The sequence below is a fragment of the Vreelandella venusta genome, assembly GCF_015689495.1.
Classification (GTDB): domain Bacteria; phylum Pseudomonadota; class Gammaproteobacteria; order Pseudomonadales; family Halomonadaceae; genus Vreelandella; species Vreelandella venusta.
Map to the genome: position 1 here is coordinate 2,007,214 of NZ_CP065135.1, position 14,627 is coordinate 2,021,840.

General features: G+C 52.0%; 19 protein-coding genes. 18 read left to right on the forward strand and 1 reads right to left on the reverse strand.

Annotated elements, in window-relative coordinates; all coding sequences use genetic code 11:
* The first annotated feature begins 23 nt into the window (after positions 1-23).
* From IR195_RS09595 to IR195_RS09620, 6 genes are all read left to right on the forward strand, one after another.
* Entirely contained in the window at positions 24-1,031 is a 1,008-nt protein-coding gene (locus IR195_RS09595; protein ID WP_206049603.1) for a hypothetical protein, read from the forward strand.
* A 113-nt stretch (positions 1,032-1,144) separates the two neighbouring features.
* Complete coding sequence (locus IR195_RS09600; RefSeq protein WP_206049604.1) at positions 1,145-1,729, forward strand: hypothetical protein; 585 nt, start codon at positions 1,145-1,147, stop codon at positions 1,727-1,729.
* A 145-nt stretch (positions 1,730-1,874) separates the two neighbouring features.
* Complete coding sequence (locus IR195_RS09605; protein WP_206049605.1) at positions 1,875-2,228, forward strand: YcbK family protein; 354 nt, start codon at positions 1,875-1,877, stop codon at positions 2,226-2,228.
* Between the two features lie 32 nt (positions 2,229-2,260).
* Positions 2,261-2,548: a hypothetical protein gene (locus IR195_RS09610; RefSeq protein WP_206049606.1), complete on the forward strand. Its 288-nt coding sequence runs from the start codon at positions 2,261-2,263 to the stop codon at positions 2,546-2,548.
* A complete protein-coding gene (locus tag IR195_RS09615) occupies positions 2,545-3,006 on the forward strand; it encodes a 3TM-type holin (RefSeq protein WP_089038244.1) in 462 nt (153 codons plus the stop codon). The genes IR195_RS09610 and IR195_RS09615 overlap by 4 nt, the downstream gene beginning before the upstream one ends.
* Before the next feature lie 338 nt (positions 3,007-3,344).
* A complete protein-coding gene (locus tag IR195_RS09620) occupies positions 3,345-3,533 on the forward strand; it encodes a hypothetical protein (RefSeq protein WP_089038242.1) in 189 nt (62 codons plus the stop codon).
* A gap of 136 nt (positions 3,534-3,669) precedes the next feature.
* On the opposite strand, the gene IR195_RS09625 is transcribed toward IR195_RS09620, so the two are convergent.
* Positions 3,670-3,933, reverse strand: a complete 264-nt coding sequence (locus IR195_RS09625) for a hypothetical protein (RefSeq protein WP_206049607.1) — start codon at positions 3,931-3,933, stop codon at positions 3,670-3,672.
* A 119-nt stretch (positions 3,934-4,052) separates the two neighbouring features.
* On the opposite strand from IR195_RS09625, the gene IR195_RS09630 reads away from it, so the two are divergent.
* From IR195_RS09630 to IR195_RS09685, 12 genes are all read left to right on the forward strand, one after another.
* Positions 4,053-4,622, forward strand: coding sequence for a hypothetical protein (locus tag IR195_RS09630; protein WP_206049608.1), 570 nt, complete (start codon positions 4,053-4,055; stop codon positions 4,620-4,622).
* The gene (locus IR195_RS09635) at positions 4,603-6,213 is read left to right on the forward strand and encodes a terminase (RefSeq protein ID WP_206049609.1); all 1,611 of its coding nucleotides are present in this window, start codon (positions 4,603-4,605) and stop codon (positions 6,211-6,213) included. Before IR195_RS09630 ends, IR195_RS09635 begins: the two co-directional genes overlap by 20 nt.
* Positions 6,214-6,233: 20 nt before the next feature.
* On the forward strand, positions 6,234-6,683 hold the full coding sequence (locus tag IR195_RS09640) for a hypothetical protein (RefSeq protein WP_206049610.1): 450 nt from the start codon (positions 6,234-6,236) through the stop codon (positions 6,681-6,683).
* On the forward strand, positions 6,676-8,934 hold the full coding sequence (locus IR195_RS09645; RefSeq protein WP_206049611.1) for a portal protein: 2,259 nt from the start codon (positions 6,676-6,678) through the stop codon (positions 8,932-8,934). The genes IR195_RS09640 and IR195_RS09645 overlap by 8 nt, the downstream gene beginning before the upstream one ends.
* 253 nt (positions 8,935-9,187) lie before the next feature.
* On the forward strand, positions 9,188-10,126 hold the full coding sequence (locus IR195_RS09650; protein ID WP_206049612.1) for a hypothetical protein: 939 nt from the start codon (positions 9,188-9,190) through the stop codon (positions 10,124-10,126).
* Positions 10,127-10,177: 51 nt separating this feature from the next.
* Complete coding sequence (locus IR195_RS09655; RefSeq protein WP_206049613.1) at positions 10,178-11,122, forward strand: P22 phage major capsid protein family protein; 945 nt, start codon at positions 10,178-10,180, stop codon at positions 11,120-11,122.
* 56 nt (positions 11,123-11,178) lie between these two features.
* Entirely contained in the window at positions 11,179-11,499 is a 321-nt protein-coding gene (locus IR195_RS09660) for a hypothetical protein (protein ID WP_206049614.1), read from the forward strand.
* Positions 11,500-11,502: 3 nt separating this feature from the next.
* On the forward strand, positions 11,503-12,204 hold the full coding sequence (locus IR195_RS09665; protein ID WP_206049615.1) for a phage adaptor protein: 702 nt from the start codon (positions 11,503-11,505) through the stop codon (positions 12,202-12,204).
* Positions 12,204-12,734 (forward strand): hypothetical protein, encoded by a 531-nt coding sequence (locus IR195_RS09670; protein ID WP_206049616.1) that lies wholly within the window; start codon positions 12,204-12,206, stop codon positions 12,732-12,734. The genes IR195_RS09665 and IR195_RS09670 overlap by 1 nt, the downstream gene beginning before the upstream one ends.
* A gap of 9 nt (positions 12,735-12,743) precedes the next feature.
* Positions 12,744-13,778 (forward strand): hypothetical protein, encoded by a 1,035-nt coding sequence (locus IR195_RS09675; RefSeq protein WP_206049617.1) that lies wholly within the window; start codon positions 12,744-12,746, stop codon positions 13,776-13,778.
* Positions 13,775-14,167 carry a hypothetical protein gene (locus IR195_RS09680; RefSeq protein ID WP_206049618.1) on the forward strand — a complete coding sequence of 131 codons (393 nt, stop codon included), beginning with the start codon at positions 13,775-13,777 and terminating at the stop codon, positions 14,165-14,167. The genes IR195_RS09675 and IR195_RS09680 overlap by 4 nt, the downstream gene beginning before the upstream one ends.
* Entirely contained in the window at positions 14,164-14,580 is a 417-nt protein-coding gene (locus IR195_RS09685) for a hypothetical protein (RefSeq protein WP_206049619.1), read from the forward strand. Before IR195_RS09680 ends, IR195_RS09685 begins: the two co-directional genes overlap by 4 nt.
* The last annotated feature ends 47 nt before the right edge of the window (positions 14,581-14,627 follow it).

The window sequence follows — 14,627 nt, forward strand, 5'->3', positions numbered from 1 at the left end:
TTTTATGATTAAGGACTTCATAAATGCTCAATCCTGATAAAGGCTTATTTCGACACGGCTGGTTCTGGGCCATGGTACTGGGGCCAGTGCTAATAGCCGTGGGGTTAGCTTGGTTCTATGGCCTTTTCGATCTTCCGTTATCGAAAACACTAGATGGCATAGACACTTTCTATGAGCGCGGTAAATTCTTTCTAGCAATTGCTGCGCTATCTATACCCTTGGGAGCAACTTTTTCTAGGATGTTGGCAACTGAGCAGACAGCTGAGTTGATCAGGACTTCTGAATCAAGAAGAGAAGAGGATAATCAGAATAAATTGCTTGAAAACTATTTAAACCTTTTAGAGGGCTATAATGATAGGCTATTTGGATATAATGGAGACTGGCCCTTTTATTCTGAAACAATAGCTCAGCCTATTAAGAGCTTTCATTATCATCTTTCTTTCCAAAGAAAGATGTTTCATGAGAACTACAATGCACCGACAAATATATGCATAGACTTTGCTTATGAATCACTTATGTCTGAATTTATAAAAAACAAGAGTGGGGACGTTTTAAGACAAAGGCAATCTGCAGCAATGAATTTATTTAAGTGGGCAAAAAATGAAATAAATAATCTTACTATAGGTGTGTCTGATGAGGTAGTCTGTGATGCTGCTAATGATTTTCTAGGTTTTTATTTTACTAATGAAAAATATCAAGGAGAGTCAGCGGAACCGTCACAAGATTTTCAAACAGCCGCGATCCGTAGTTTAGTGAGGTATCTCTGTATAATTTCAGAACACTACTATTACTCTTCCCAGATTTTTTATCTATATGATTTTAAGTTTGCTAAATATTTAGAGGATTTGGCCAATAAGATCACATTCTTAAGTATGTGTTACAGAAGATATTTGAATGCTAGTAATGAGATAGAATATGACTCAATTGATGATGGTCATTTTCTTGAGATATTTGGAGATGTGAAAATAGAGAATCAAGAGGTTCGAAAAATCGCTATTGCTTGGTATCTTTTGAAGACACCTGTTATGTAGGCTCGCTGGATTCAAAGAAGCCTTGTCTTATGCATCAATTTTAGTTATGGTTTCTTCATCATCCGATTCTACGCCCTGGCTTTGCTGGGGCGTTTTGCTATGAGGCCCTGCGAGTGCCGCCGTTGCTGCCAGAGTATCTAAGCCAGCCTGTACAAGTGATCATCCAAGCCCCTACGGTAGATTGGATGACAGTAATTTGTGCAGGGCTATTTACATTAGGTGGTGCAGCCTTAGGTGCTTGGCTCGGCGCTAAAGGTGCGTATGCCGCATCAGTTAAAGCTAGTAATCACCAAGCACACCTTAATAGAATTAAAAGAATTTTACCGATAATCGATAGGCTGAGCCAAAAATTCCGTAGCTTTTCTGCACATGTTGACTATTATTTTTACAATGAGCGGGATAAGTTACAGCCTTATATTGCTGAAAATACACCACTTGTTGATAGTGAATTTAAAGAGTTAATTAGAACAATTAAGCATGAGTTGAAAAGCGAGTTTGATAAGATTGATCAGCTTCATGACATTTTTGTTGAAGCTGAGGTTTCTTGTTTTATTCTGTCTAATCGGCTTTATGATGAATCTGATAAAAAGGCCAAAGTCGATTTGCTACGTAAGCAGACGGTTTTTGCAACCGAGGTTTTCAAACACCTCGATGAGAAAATAAGTTATGAAATAATGAATAAGGGTTCTGTTGATTAATATCGACTGTTTAGTCTAAGCTGTTGAAATATTGGTTTAATAAACAGATTTTGCTTTTTAGTCTCAAGCTTGAATTTTCATTAAGCTCTGCCTTTCATGGTGGGGCTTTTCTATTTCTACTGTCGTGAGACAGCAGGTACCTTCTATGCCCAACAAAATCAGTCCTCACTTCCACCGCACAGAATTTGCGTGCAACTGCGGCTGCGGCTTCGACACCGTAGACGTTGATACCCTTGCGATCCTTGAAGCGGTGCGCACGCACTTCGGCAAACCTGTAGTCATCAATAGCGGCTGCCGCTGTCCTGAATACAATCGCCGTGTAGGAGGCGCGCCCAATAGTCAGCACACGCTAGGCCGCGCTGCTGATATTCGTGTTTCTGGCGTTAAACCTGATGCCGTTTACGACTGGCTTGCCGCCAACTTTCCATCTGCCAGCCTTGGTCGCTACTCGACGTTTACCCACGTTGATACGCGCTCCAATGGCCCGGCACGCTGGTAATGGGAGGCGGCGTAATGCCCCAGGAGCGCGACGTGAAACCTTCAGCTTTCGAGCGGCATATGCAGACAGGCATACAGGTGCTCTTGGTAGCGCTAATTATTTGGGCTGGCTCTGAATTAGTGAAGCTGGGGCAACAGTCAGTCGTTTTAGAAGAGCGACTAACCATGCAGGGCTTAATGCTTCAAGAAATGCGCCAGGAGCTTAAAAGCTGGGGTGATACCTATTACCGCGCTACTGATGCACGCCGTGAGCTTGATGAGATTGAGAGCCGCATCAACAACCTGAACAGCCGCGTGTCGGCGCTGGAGACTATGCAGTGAGCATTGCAGCTAAAGCGTTATCGGTGATTACCGGTCCGCTGTTCAGCGTGATCGACAAGGCAGTCACTGACAAAGACGAAGCAGCGCGCCTCAAGCATGAAATTCAGGCGCAGTTGATTGATGCAGAAAACAGCGCACTTAAAGCTCAGATGCAAGTTGTACTAGCAGAGGCGGCGGGGGAAAGCTGGCTTCAACGCAACTGGCGGCCGATTCTCATGCTTACCATCGTGGCTATCGTTGCTAACAACTATCTGATCGCGCCGTATCTATCAGCCATGTTTGACGTGGGGTTGACCTTGCCATTACCTGACGCGCTCTGGAATCTCATGACGCTAGGTGTTGGTGGCTATATTGCTGGCCAGACTGCTGAGCGAGGCATTTCAACGTGGCAAAGTGGGCAAGTGGCTCGAGAACAAGCTAAAGCGCAAGGTTTATATAGAGAGATTAAGGGGAGATAGCTCCAGAGCCGAGCTTGATAGTAATTGTGATACATACCCCTTGTTAAACCGGGCTGCTACAACAGCCCGGAATGGTATTACTTCTTCTTCTCCTTTCTAACTCCCTTGAACGGTGTCTGGTCACTTGTCTTCTGATCCATGAATCTTCCAGTAGAAGTGTCTCGCTTAACCCAGTTGCCGGAAGGAGTTTGTGTTTGAGATCGACCCTTAACCGCACCGTTACGCTTGCCATCTCCTGAAGGAGGGTTCGTTGCCATGTTGATCACCTCGCTAGTGAAACCATGTTGATCGAATTAATCTTCGACCATTAGTAAGTGTACATCTGCTGGAGTGTTGAAATGTCTATTTCTGAGTTTTCTAGACAAAAGTCTCTAACCCCGTTAGGGGAGGCAGCATCTGAACGTTTCGAAAATAAAATTAGGGATGCAATTGAGGATGCTAAATCCGAGGGGCTTTGCTGGGGAATGATTGTAGCTGTACTCCATCAAGCGGCTCATTGGATGCACCTTAGTATTGATAAAGAGTGAACATTGCCTCTTGAAGGCACTAGATTTCTCGCCGTGAGGCGACAAGGCAACGCTGTGAAGCGCCGCCTAAGGCCATGCCGTGAGGCACTGCCACCAAACGCCCGGCACGTCGTGAGACGCCCGGGCACTTCTAAGCCTATAGGTTGGTTAAAACGCACTGAACAAGCGGTTGAGTGTATGCGTTGCAAACCAGAGCTTGCTCATATACTGGTTGAATAAAGCTTCCAACAATAAGCCCGAAAAGAGCTGTTATCAAAACGATAACCCAAGCTCGCTCTTTGGGTGGTTCATTTTTCCCGACCCAGGCAATTGCGCGACGTGCTTGACGTGTAACGATATAGATAAGCGGCAAAGCCACCGCCAAGAGTATTGGCATCAGGCCGAAAGAGAATTCAAACACACTCATATTCCTTGTTGACAGTTGATAAACCCGTTTCTTAATAGAACTTAGAAGTTAAAGGAAACGCTGTTCTAAAACAATATTTTTTAGGGCGCTGCCAGCAATGGCGGCGTTTTTTTATGGCTAAACGAAACGATTGGGAGCTGATCGAGCGGGAATATCGCACCGGTCGTTTCTCTCTCGCGCAGCTTGAAGCGCGTCATGGCGTGAACCGCTCGACTATTCATCGCCGCGCCAAAAAGTATGACTGGAAGAAGGATTTAACCGAGCGAGTAAGGGAGCGCACGCAAGAGAAGATCACTCGCGCAACGCTTCCGCCAGAGGCACAAGCCGCGCTCGATGACGAGGTGGTAGAGCAAGCTGCGAACGAGAATGCGGCGGTTGTGAAGGGGCACCGAAAAACGCTTGAGCGCTGGCGGGGCATTACTGAGCGATTTGCCGAATTACTTGAAGGGCAGATAGCAGAAGGCAAGATCAGTGTTGAACTTCCCACTGGTGGCGTCGCTGAGATCGACGTGCCGCTTGAGTATGTCGGTAAGTGCATGGGCCACGGCACCCAGGCGTTAGACCGCGTTATCAAGCTGGAACGTCAGAACTACGGGCTTGATATCAACGATAAAGACGACGGCGTGAAGTCGTTTGAAGAGCTCATGGCAGAGGTCGCACCTAATGATCCTGCCACCGAGTGAGCGGGCACGCCAGGTTAAGCGCGCAGAGGCCTACCTGCGAGCCCATGCAAAGGGCAGGCTAACCGATAAAGCTGACTTGCTGGCCGCGCTTAGCCTCAAATGGTTTCGTCTCAATTCGCTCTACAAGATCAAGAATAAGTCAGGTAAGAAAGTGCGCTTCAAGCCTAACAAGGCGCAGCGGGAGCGCTACCTGAATGGCCACTGCCTCGACCTGATCTTGAAGGCTCGCCAGTTGGGCTTTACAACGTTCGAGATGATCGACGCGCTAGATGACTGTCTGTTCAAGGATAACTTCGCCGCGGGCTGTATCTGTCACAAGCTGGAAGACGCTCAAGACATTTTCCGCAATAAGATCACCTTTGCTTACGAGAACATCGACGACGCCTGGCACGCACTGCTGAAAATGCTGGGTACCAAGATACCCAGGCCGATCAGTGACAAGAGTGGTAGCGGCGCTTATGTCTTCGATAACGGCTCAAGCATCAAAGTCAGCACGTCATACCGTGGCGGCACGCTCCAGCGCTTGCACGTATCCGAGTTCGGCAAAATCTGCCGCCAGTTCCCGCACAAAGCCAAGGAAATCGTCACTGGTGCGTTTGAAGCTGTTGGCATCGGCAATCAAATAACACTGGAATCGACAGCCGAAGGGCGCGAAGGCTATTTCTTCGACTACTGCCAAACAGCGCAGCAGCTCAAGGAAATGGGCCGCACGTTGACGGAGATGGACTTTCAGTTCCATTTCTTCCCCTGGTGGCAAGAGCCAACGTACACCATGTCGCCTAAAGGTGTGGTGATACCGCAACGGCTAAACGAATATTTCGAGCAGCTAGAGCACAAACACCGCATCACGACTACGCCAGGTCAACGCGCTTGGTACGCCAAAAAGGCTGAAAAGCTGCAGGATGATATGCAGCGGGAGTACCCCAGCACACCAGAGGAAGCGTTCAACCAGTCAGTAGAAGGCGCTTACTTCGCCACACAAATGCAGTTCCTGCGCAAGAACAAGCGCCTCACGTCTGAGGTGCAGGTTAATCCAAGCCTGCCGGTTTATACCGGTTGGGACTTGGGCATGAACGACACCATGGCGATTTGGTTTGCCCAGGTCGTTGGGCGTGAGGTGCACTTGGTGGACTACCTAGAAGGCGAGGGCGAAGGCATCGAATACTACGCCGACCTGCTCAACAAGAAGGGCTACCGCTATGGTGGCCACTTTGGCCCGCACGATCTGGCCGTTAGGGAGTTGGGTACCGGGCTCAGTCGTTCCGATGTTGCCAAGGGCTTCGGCATCAACTTTGAAACGGTGCCGCGCATTAGCAACCATGCTGAGGGCGTTCAAGCCACGCGCCAGTTCCTGCCGATGTGCTGGATAGACGAGGAGGCCTGCCACCAGGGCGTTCTTTGCCTCGACAATTACCGGAAGGAATGGGACGACAAGCGCGGCGTGTACAAGTCGACGCCTCGCCACGATTGGGCGTCTCACGGTGCCAAGGCGCTTGAAACCCTCGCTCGCTCATCACTGTTTGCAAGGGCGCAACTGCCCGCCACGCCCGCTAACCGCTCGTCACGCGGTGGCTGGAGCGCACACACCTAATCACCCCGCCGGGAGGCGCTATGATTCACACCACCCCGAACGGCTCGCAGCAACAGCGCGCCCGCACGGCAGCATTGCGCTTGTCAGGCCTGCAAAGCCGTGAGATTGAAAAGTTTGCACGCGATGCCGCCATGGGCATGGCGCAAGAATTGATGAAGCACGGCATCCCGATTCCCTCAAAGCGTTTCCGTCCCGACGTTGGCAACGTGCAAATCGATATGATCATTATCGAGGAGAAGGTTACGACGCCAGAGCCAGGTATGCGCCTGCAGTTTGAGGTTGAGGGCAATATGGGCGTGACGTTTAACGTCAAGCTGTTGGAGTTCCTAGACGATCCCGCTGGCTACGTGACCGATCTCTTTAAGCAGCTAGGCCCGATGCGCCGCAACGTGCAACGGATGCGTACCCACAAGCGTGCCGCCGATGCCGCTATTTACCGTGCGATAACGCAGGGTGCTGCTAATGGCTAGTTTGGGTTTGCTGCAATACAAGTCGGCGACTGAAATGCACGCCGAGCAAGCGGCTGAAGTACAGCAAATGCAGGCCGAGGAAGAGCGCCGTCGTCAGCTCATGGAGTCGTCGCTAGGTGCGCACATTCGCCGGTCATGGGAATCCGCCAAGACAGCTAAGCAAGAGGTTGAATATCGACTGCTGGATTGTCTGCGTCGTCGTAAAGGCGAGTACGACCCCAACAAGCTAGCGGCGATTCGCAAGGAAGGTGGTGCAGAAATTTACATGATGTTGACCGCCACCAAGTGCCGCGCTGCTGGGGCTTGGATTCGCGACATTATGATGCCTGCCAATGAGCAGCCGTGGGGTTTGCAACCTACACCAGTGGCAGACGTGCCCGACGAGTACGTTGCCCCTGTATTCCAGCAGATGCAGCAGCAAGCCATGCAGGCTCAGCAGGAAGGTCAGCAAGTCGATATGGCTGCGTTGATCGAGCAAGCGCGCGAGCAAGTGCGGCAAATGGCGCAAGAGAAAGCTGAAGAAGCTGCCGAGCGTCATGAAGACGTGATAGCCGATCAGCTAGCCGAAGGCGGCTGGTCTGAAGCATTTGAACAGTTCGTCGATGACTTCGTTACCTACCCAGGCGCGTTTGTGCGTGCGCCGATCCTACGACGCGTGCCTACACTGGAATGGCTAGAAGGCTGGCAGCCGATCAAGAGCACCACTATCCGGCCTGAGTTCGAGCGGGTATCACCGTTCGATATGTATCCCAGCCCTGACGCCACAAACGTGGATGACGGCGCGTTCATCATTGAGCGAGCTCGCTTTACTCGGATGCAGCTCAACCAGCTGATTGGTGTCCCGTCATTCAATGAAGAATCTATCCGTCGCGTGCTGGAGCAGTACGGCCAAGGCGGCTTGCGTGATTGGCTATGGACCGACGGCGAGCGCGCCGAGTTGGAAGGGCGTGGCCATGATGAGTGGCTAACCCACGGCGAAACTATTGATGGGCTTATCTATTCCGGCGGTGCCCAGGGCGTAACGCTGCTGCAGTGGGGAGTTAACCCCGACGATATTGAAGACCCGCTGGCAGAGTATGAGATTGAGGCCATCTTGATTGGCCAACACGTTATCCGTGTTCGCATTAACCGTGACCCGTTGGAGCGTCGCCCTTATCACAAAGCGAGCTACCAGCCAGTGCCAGGCAGTTTCTGGGGCCAAGCCATCCCTGAACTCATGGCCGATATTCAAGACGTGTGCAACGCCACGGCGCGTAGTCTTGTTAACAACCTCGCTATTTCATCCGGCCCGCAGGTAGAGGTCTACGAAGACCGCCTGCAGCCCCAGGAAGATCCGACCAACATCTACCCCTGGAAAATCTGGCGTACTAAAGACAGCCAAGTCACCGGTAATAACGCCGCCGTTCGCTTTTACCAGCCCAGTAGTAACGCTGCTGAATTGCTCGCTGTTTACGATCAGTTTGAGCGGCGCGCAGACGATGCCACTAACATCCCGCGTTACACCTATGGCAATGAGAATGTTGGTGGTGCTGGTAATACCGCTAGTGGCTTATCAATGCTGATGGAATCAGCAAACAAAGGTATCAAAGACGCCATCCGGCACATTGACCGTGGCGTGATGCGCCGTGTGATTGAAGCTTTATGGCTACACAACATGCAGTACAGCGAAGACCCCAGCATCAAAGGTGATTGCAATGTCGTCGCGCGCGGTAGCTCAGCCATGTTGATACGCGAACAGACGAATATGCTACGCCAGCAGTTCCTGCAGCTCACTCAGAATGAAATGGATATGGGAATTGTAGGTATGGAAGGTCGTCGCAAACTGTTGGATAGCGTGGCCGAGAAGTTGGATATGCCCGGCCTGATCCCCACGCAAGAGCAAATGGAGCAGAACCTAGCCGAGCAACAGAAGGCACAGCAGGCGCAATTAGAAGCCCAGCAGCAGATCGAGCAAGCAAAGGCCCAAGCCGAAGTGGCCGTTAAGCAGGCGCAGGCACAGAAGTACGGCGCCGACGCTGCCGAAATCCAAGCCGACACACAAATAGCCCAGCAAATGGCACCGCTGGATGCTCAGCACCTGCTAGCACAGATTGCCAAGTTGATAGCCGAAACCCAGAGAGGTGCGAATGAACGAGCAGCAGTGGAAAGCCCTATCGCAAATCAACAGCAGCCCAGAGGGGCGGCACCTGCGGGAAATACTCAAGTCCCTGCGCGAGGATTGTCGCAACCACTTGGAGCGATGCCGCGATAACGCAGAAATAGCACGCAAGCAGGGCGAGGCAACCGTGCTTGCAGAACTAATCGAAAAGCTAGAAACCGCGCGCGACGTAATAGATACCCGTTTCAAATAGCCGGAATCGTCCGGCCTCACAAGTAAGCCGCTTCTCCGGAGGCGGCTTTTTTGTGGGCAACGCTCAACACTGCAGGTTGAACCCGTTACCCGAATCGTGAACCCCGGCTAAGTCCGGCTCACAGACACGCCGAGAGGCGTCATAGGAGTTGAAATGTCATTACCCCAGTCCGTACAGGCGCAAGTTGACGCCGCCGCACAGCACTTTGACCGCGAACCAGAGAACCCCGACGCCGATAAGGCCAAGGCTCCTGATAGTGAGCAAAACCCGCCACGCGACGCTGAGAAGCCGGACACTGATAAACCCGATACGCAACCCGCCGAGCCGCCGAAAGACGAGCCTAAGCCCGAACCTAAAGCAGAGACAAAAGACGCTCTGTACTGGGAACACCGCTTTAACGTCATTCGCGGTAAGTACGACACCGAAGTACCAGCGCTGCGTAAAGAGAACGAACAGCTAAAGCAGCAGCTAGCCGACGCCACCAAAGCCCCCGACGCGACTAAGCAGTCGTTACCAGGTGTGAGCGACGAAGAGCTAGCCCGCTACAAAGAAGAATATGGCGACGACCTTGTCTCACTAATGATGCGGTTAAGCGGCTCCCAGCAGCAACAGCCCAACACAGAGATCGCGCAACGCCTTGAGCGTCTTGAGTCCGAGAAGCAAGAGGATGCAGAAGCGCGTTTCTGGATTGGGTTAGAGCAAGCGGTGCCCAACTACCAGCAAATCAATAGCGAACCGGCGTTCCTGCAATTCCTTAGCACGTTCAATCCTCAAACGGGTAAGCAGTACCAACAGGCACTCAGCCAGGCGCAACAGGCGCTAAACGCCAAAGGGGTGGCTGACGTATTCAAACTCTATCTGAGTCAGGCAGCGCCGAAGCCGCAAGAGAAACGCACGGTCCCCGATGAGCAAGTAGAACCGCGCACCACGAAAGCAGCCCCAACGCCGCAAGCACAAGGCGGGCGGCTGTGGACGGGTGCCGACATTACCCAGTTCTATCGTGACAAGACCGCTGGCCGCTACTCCGCTGACGAAGCGCAACGCCTGGAAGCCGACATATTCGCCGCCCAACGTGAAGGCCGGGTTCGATAACCCGGCTGGCGGTTCCGATTCCTCGCCGTGAGGCGATAAGAGGTTACTCCAATGGCAGGTCCAGCACGCGACGCATCACATCCCGACTATTCCAGCACGTCCGCTTCTGGGTTTATCCCACAGGTCTGGTCGGGAAAGATGATTGAAAAGTTGTATACGCGAACGTGTTTCGCTGAAATTTCTAATACGGATTATGAAGGAGAAATTAAGTCGCAAGGCGACACGGTGATGATCCGCACCACACCGTCGATCACGATCAAAGACTACGAGATTGGCGGTGGCCTCAGCTATGAGAAACCGACCAGCGATATGGTCGAACTTCACATTGATAAGGCGAAATACTTTGCCTTTGAAGTGAATAACATCGATGAGTACCAATCAGACATCAAGCTGATGAATAACTGGTCAGATGATGCTGGCCAGCAGATGAAAATTGCCATCGACAAGGTGATTCTTGGCGACGTGTTTGCGGATGCGGCGGCCGAGAACGCAGGAGCTGCTGCCGGTCTTGAATCCAGTGGTTACAACATGGGCGAAGCCGGTGCGCCAGTAGACGTGAACAAAACCAACATTCTCGATGTGTTTGTTGATTGCGGTTCCGTTCTGGATGAACAGAACGTACCGGATGACGGCCGCTGGATCGTCATTCCCGCATGGATGAACGGCATGCTCAAGAAGTCCGACCTGCGTGACGCGAGTGCCATGGGTGACAACACCTCTGTATTCCGTAACGGCAAGGTGGGCATGCTCGACCGCTTCGATGTGTTTGTCAGCAACAACATGTCGAAAGTCACCGATGCCACGACGACTAAGCAGGCCACCAACTGCATCTTCGGTCATAAGAAAGCGCTCACGTTTGCGTCGCAAATGACCAAGATGGAAGACCTGAAAAACCCGAATGACTTCGGTCAGTTGGTGCGCGGTTTGAATGTCTTTGGCTACGAGGTGATCGATCCCAACGCTATGGGGCATCTGTACGCGCAACGCGCCGCCTAATCGCCTACCTAGGCCATCCTTCGGGGTGGCGTTTTACTTTCCGTGAGGAAACACGCATGACCAAGACACTGATTGAGCAGATTGAAGAAGCGGTGACCAAGGATGATTTCGACCCACTGGCCGAGAAGCTAGGTGTTGAGCTCAATAAGCGCCAAGGCGTTGAGACCATCCGCGCCGAGCTGCTTGAAGCCGCTGAAACGCTGGCAGAAAAGGGCGTTACATCGGAGGAGGATCTAAGCCCTAGCGAGACGCCTGCCGAGCCTGAAGAGCCCGAGAAACCAAAGTATCAGGGGCGCATGCTTAAGCATCTGAAAAACGGGCGCACATTCCCGTGGACGGCTGCACTGGCAAAAAACCGTTACATGCAGGAGGTGTAAGCAATGGCCGTCACAACTGTAGGCACCGTCATACGCAATACCAAACTGGTACTGCAGGAAGTGACGGCCGCCGGTACCCGCTGGACCAACGAGGAGCTGATCGGCTGGCTGAACGAATCCTACCAGGCCATCGTTCAGATTAAGCCCGACGCCTCTTCAATCAACGCAGCGGTGCCACTTGTATCAGGAACCCGGCAAGAGATACCTGACGATGGTCTTCGCCTTATTGATGTAGTCCGAAATACTGCAGACCTCAGCGATAAACTAGGTATTTTGGTTACCAGTCGCCGTGCACTGGATACCACGCGCCGCAGCTGGCACGCCGACGAGCCTAGTGTGAACATTGAGCAGTATGTGTTCGATGATCAGGACCCAACCCGATTCTATGTGTACCCACCTGCTGCGGATGGTGCCGAAGTCGAGCTGATCTACTCCTCAACACCCACACCGCACGATGTTGCGTTGGGACTAGATGGCTTGAAAGAAGACCCGATTCGTCTCAACGACAGCTACGCCCCAGTGATTACCGATTACATCTTGTATCGCGCTTACTCGAAAGACGCTGAACACGCTGCGAACCTAAATCGCGCACAAATGCACATGCAGGCGTACATGGGCGCGCTGGGACAGAAGGTGGAAGTAGCGCGCGCTATCTCGCCTAACACGCCTGACAACTCATCCAATCCGCCACGGACGCGGCAGTAATGGATTTGCTGCAAACGGTGGTGCAGGACGTGCCAGAAGCGCCGCTAATGACTGTTCGGGATGCGTTGCGGTGGGCAGAGTTCCGGCTGTGCCAGGACGGCAATGCATGGATCGTTGATGCGCCAGTCACAAGCGAGGGGGCCATTACGGCCCCTGTTGACACTACCTGCGTGCGTGCACTAGCTGTATACCGCAATGGCCGGGCCATGATGCCGGGCGCGGACTATGAGCAGCTAGCGCCTGACATAGTGACCATTCATCGGCAGCGCAATGCCGACATCTACACGGCGTGCATTGCGGTCAAGCCAGCGCCTGACAATGCACTACCCGCCGAGTTACGTGACCAATACTTTGAAACCCTGCGCCATGGCGCCACTCATCGATTGCTGTTGCTGCCTCAACCGTGGCGCAACGTCGAGCAAGCTGCGTATCACGAAACGCAGTTCACTGCTGGCATTAACGACGCCTACCGACTGTCAGTGTATGGGCAGCAGCGGGGCGCGCGGGTTCAACCACGTCGATTTATGTAGGGGGATGCAATGTCATTCGAGCAGGCTGTCGTACAGCTAGAACAAACGAACTCCAAGCTGCAAGAAGAAGTGGTGCGTTTCCGCGATGCAGCTATGGGGCTTAACAACATCTATTCAACGATCACAGAGGGACGCCAGAACACGGCTGATGGTAAATATTTCAGCGTCCCTGGTAACGGTGCTTACATGCGCCTCTATCGTAGACAGGGGTCAAGTGCCGAGTTGATTGCTGAGTTCCCTGACCGCGCTGAACTGAACAGTGTGATTGATCAGTTGGGGCCGCTTCTGGGGAGAGGTGTGACTGGTGGGTTGAACAATCTGGGGAATGGTGGAGAGCTAGTTCGATTGGCCGATGCCCCGTTCGCAAGCAGAGCGCACTTCGGTAATTATCATTCAGGTCAGTCAGCTAATCAAAACATAGACCAAGCTATTTCTGGTGAATGCGCACTATATTCAACCGCCAATATGGGAGTTTTTCCTGAAAATAGTGGTTCGTTTATTTGGGTAGAAACCCAACGTCTATATGGCGGCCACGCACTTGTGCAAAAGGCTGTCAATTACGCAAATACCGCCAACAGTAGTAGCGCAGCTCTTAAAATTAGAAGTTGGAAAAGGCTTTGCTCCAATGCCTTAAACTCCGAAGGAGAGCGCATTTGGGGGGATTGGGTCGAGGATGTTAGCTCCCAGACTATCGTAGGAAATGTCGAACAATCTTCTGTAATGGAGAGCGGTAGCAATGAAGACGGGTACTATGTGAAGTTCGCTGACGGCACTATGATTTGCCGTACAAGAGTACTTTTCAGCTACAACGCCAGTACTTGGCAGTCATTTCCATCTCCAAAACAGTTTGTGGGTACCTTTAGTGTTTCTTGGAGCTTTTCTGCATCTGGCTATGAGCAGTACTCTAAGTGGAAAGCTGTAGCATTTTCTCACTATGGCAGTAACGGGTTTAGGGGAATATACAGGATAGAAGGCACTACGTTAGCTTATGAAGATTTTTCTGAATCGCTCGACATAGTAATTTTTGGGAGATGGAAAGCGTGAAGATTAAATTCATACCAGTGGGAACCTGCGGCGTTATTGATTTAAAAATATCGGAAAGTACCGTGAACGGCTTTGATCTTTCCCCTTTCCCCGAAGGCGCTAAGTTCTTTGCAACCGAGGAAACTTTGGCGGCAGGCATTCGTTGCGTAGACCGTATCGACGGAGAGTTGTACATCACGGTCGGACAGTGCGGACTTGCTTATGAGTGTCAGCCGATGAACGGCTCACATGATTGGTCCGGCACCGACGAATGGATTGATGCCGCTGATTACGATCCCGACCGCTGTTATATCGTCGCAACGTCTGCACCCGAAGGCGCTGAGTACGTGAAGCGCGCTGATGGCTGGACAGTTGTAGTGCCGCAACCAAATGGGGAGCTAACACCATGAGTGAGCCGTGGTTTATTCCAGCAAAAACTTCCGCTGAGCTATTAGCAGACGCCCAGGCAGCAAAGATCGCAGAGATCAACGCGGCGTATGCCGCAGAGGCTGAGCCGCTAATCAGAGAGTATCCGGCGATAGAGCAGCAAACGTGGCTCGCGCAAGAAGCTGAAGCGCGCGCTTTCTTGGCGTGGCATGAAGACACGCAGAGCGAGCAGCCATCAACGCCTGTGCTCAATGCGATACTGCTGGGGCGTAATGGTGAGGACGGCACTGAAACGATGACAGAACTTTGCGCAGCCGTTATTGAGAATGCGGAAATGTTCACCCAGTTTCAGACGCTGACAGGGAAGCGGCAAAGACTGGTGAAAGCTGTGCGGGCTGCTGAAACAGATGAGGCCGCAAACGCTATTAGCTGGTAGGGCGTAAAACTTAGCAGAACAACAGCCGCGCAAGCGGTTTTTTTTGT

Coding starts and splice junctions, on each gene's coding strand:
- IR195_RS09595 (WP_206049603.1), top strand. CDS start 24: ATGCTCAATCCTGATAAAGGCTTATTTCGACACGGCTGGTTCTGGGCC.
- IR195_RS09605 (WP_206049605.1), top strand. CDS start 1,875: ATGCCCAACAAAATCAGTCCTCACTTCCACCGCACAGAATTTGCGTGC.
- IR195_RS09620 (WP_089038242.1), top strand. CDS start 3,345: ATGTCTATTTCTGAGTTTTCTAGACAAAAGTCTCTAACCCCGTTAGGG.
- IR195_RS09630 (WP_206049608.1), top strand. CDS start 4,053: ATGGCTAAACGAAACGATTGGGAGCTGATCGAGCGGGAATATCGCACC.
- IR195_RS09635 (WP_206049609.1), top strand. CDS start 4,603: ATGATCCTGCCACCGAGTGAGCGGGCACGCCAGGTTAAGCGCGCAGAG.
- IR195_RS09640 (WP_206049610.1), top strand. CDS start 6,234: ATGATTCACACCACCCCGAACGGCTCGCAGCAACAGCGCGCCCGCACG.
- IR195_RS09645 (WP_206049611.1), top strand. CDS start 6,676: ATGGCTAGTTTGGGTTTGCTGCAATACAAGTCGGCGACTGAAATGCAC.
- IR195_RS09650 (WP_206049612.1), top strand. CDS start 9,188: ATGTCATTACCCCAGTCCGTACAGGCGCAAGTTGACGCCGCCGCACAG.
- IR195_RS09655 (WP_206049613.1), top strand. CDS start 10,178: ATGGCAGGTCCAGCACGCGACGCATCACATCCCGACTATTCCAGCACG.
- IR195_RS09660 (WP_206049614.1), top strand. CDS start 11,179: ATGACCAAGACACTGATTGAGCAGATTGAAGAAGCGGTGACCAAGGAT.
- IR195_RS09665 (WP_206049615.1), top strand. CDS start 11,503: ATGGCCGTCACAACTGTAGGCACCGTCATACGCAATACCAAACTGGTA.
- IR195_RS09670 (WP_206049616.1), top strand. CDS start 12,204: ATGGATTTGCTGCAAACGGTGGTGCAGGACGTGCCAGAAGCGCCGCTA.
- IR195_RS09675 (WP_206049617.1), top strand. CDS start 12,744: ATGTCATTCGAGCAGGCTGTCGTACAGCTAGAACAAACGAACTCCAAG.
- IR195_RS09685 (WP_206049619.1), top strand. CDS start 14,164: ATGAGTGAGCCGTGGTTTATTCCAGCAAAAACTTCCGCTGAGCTATTA.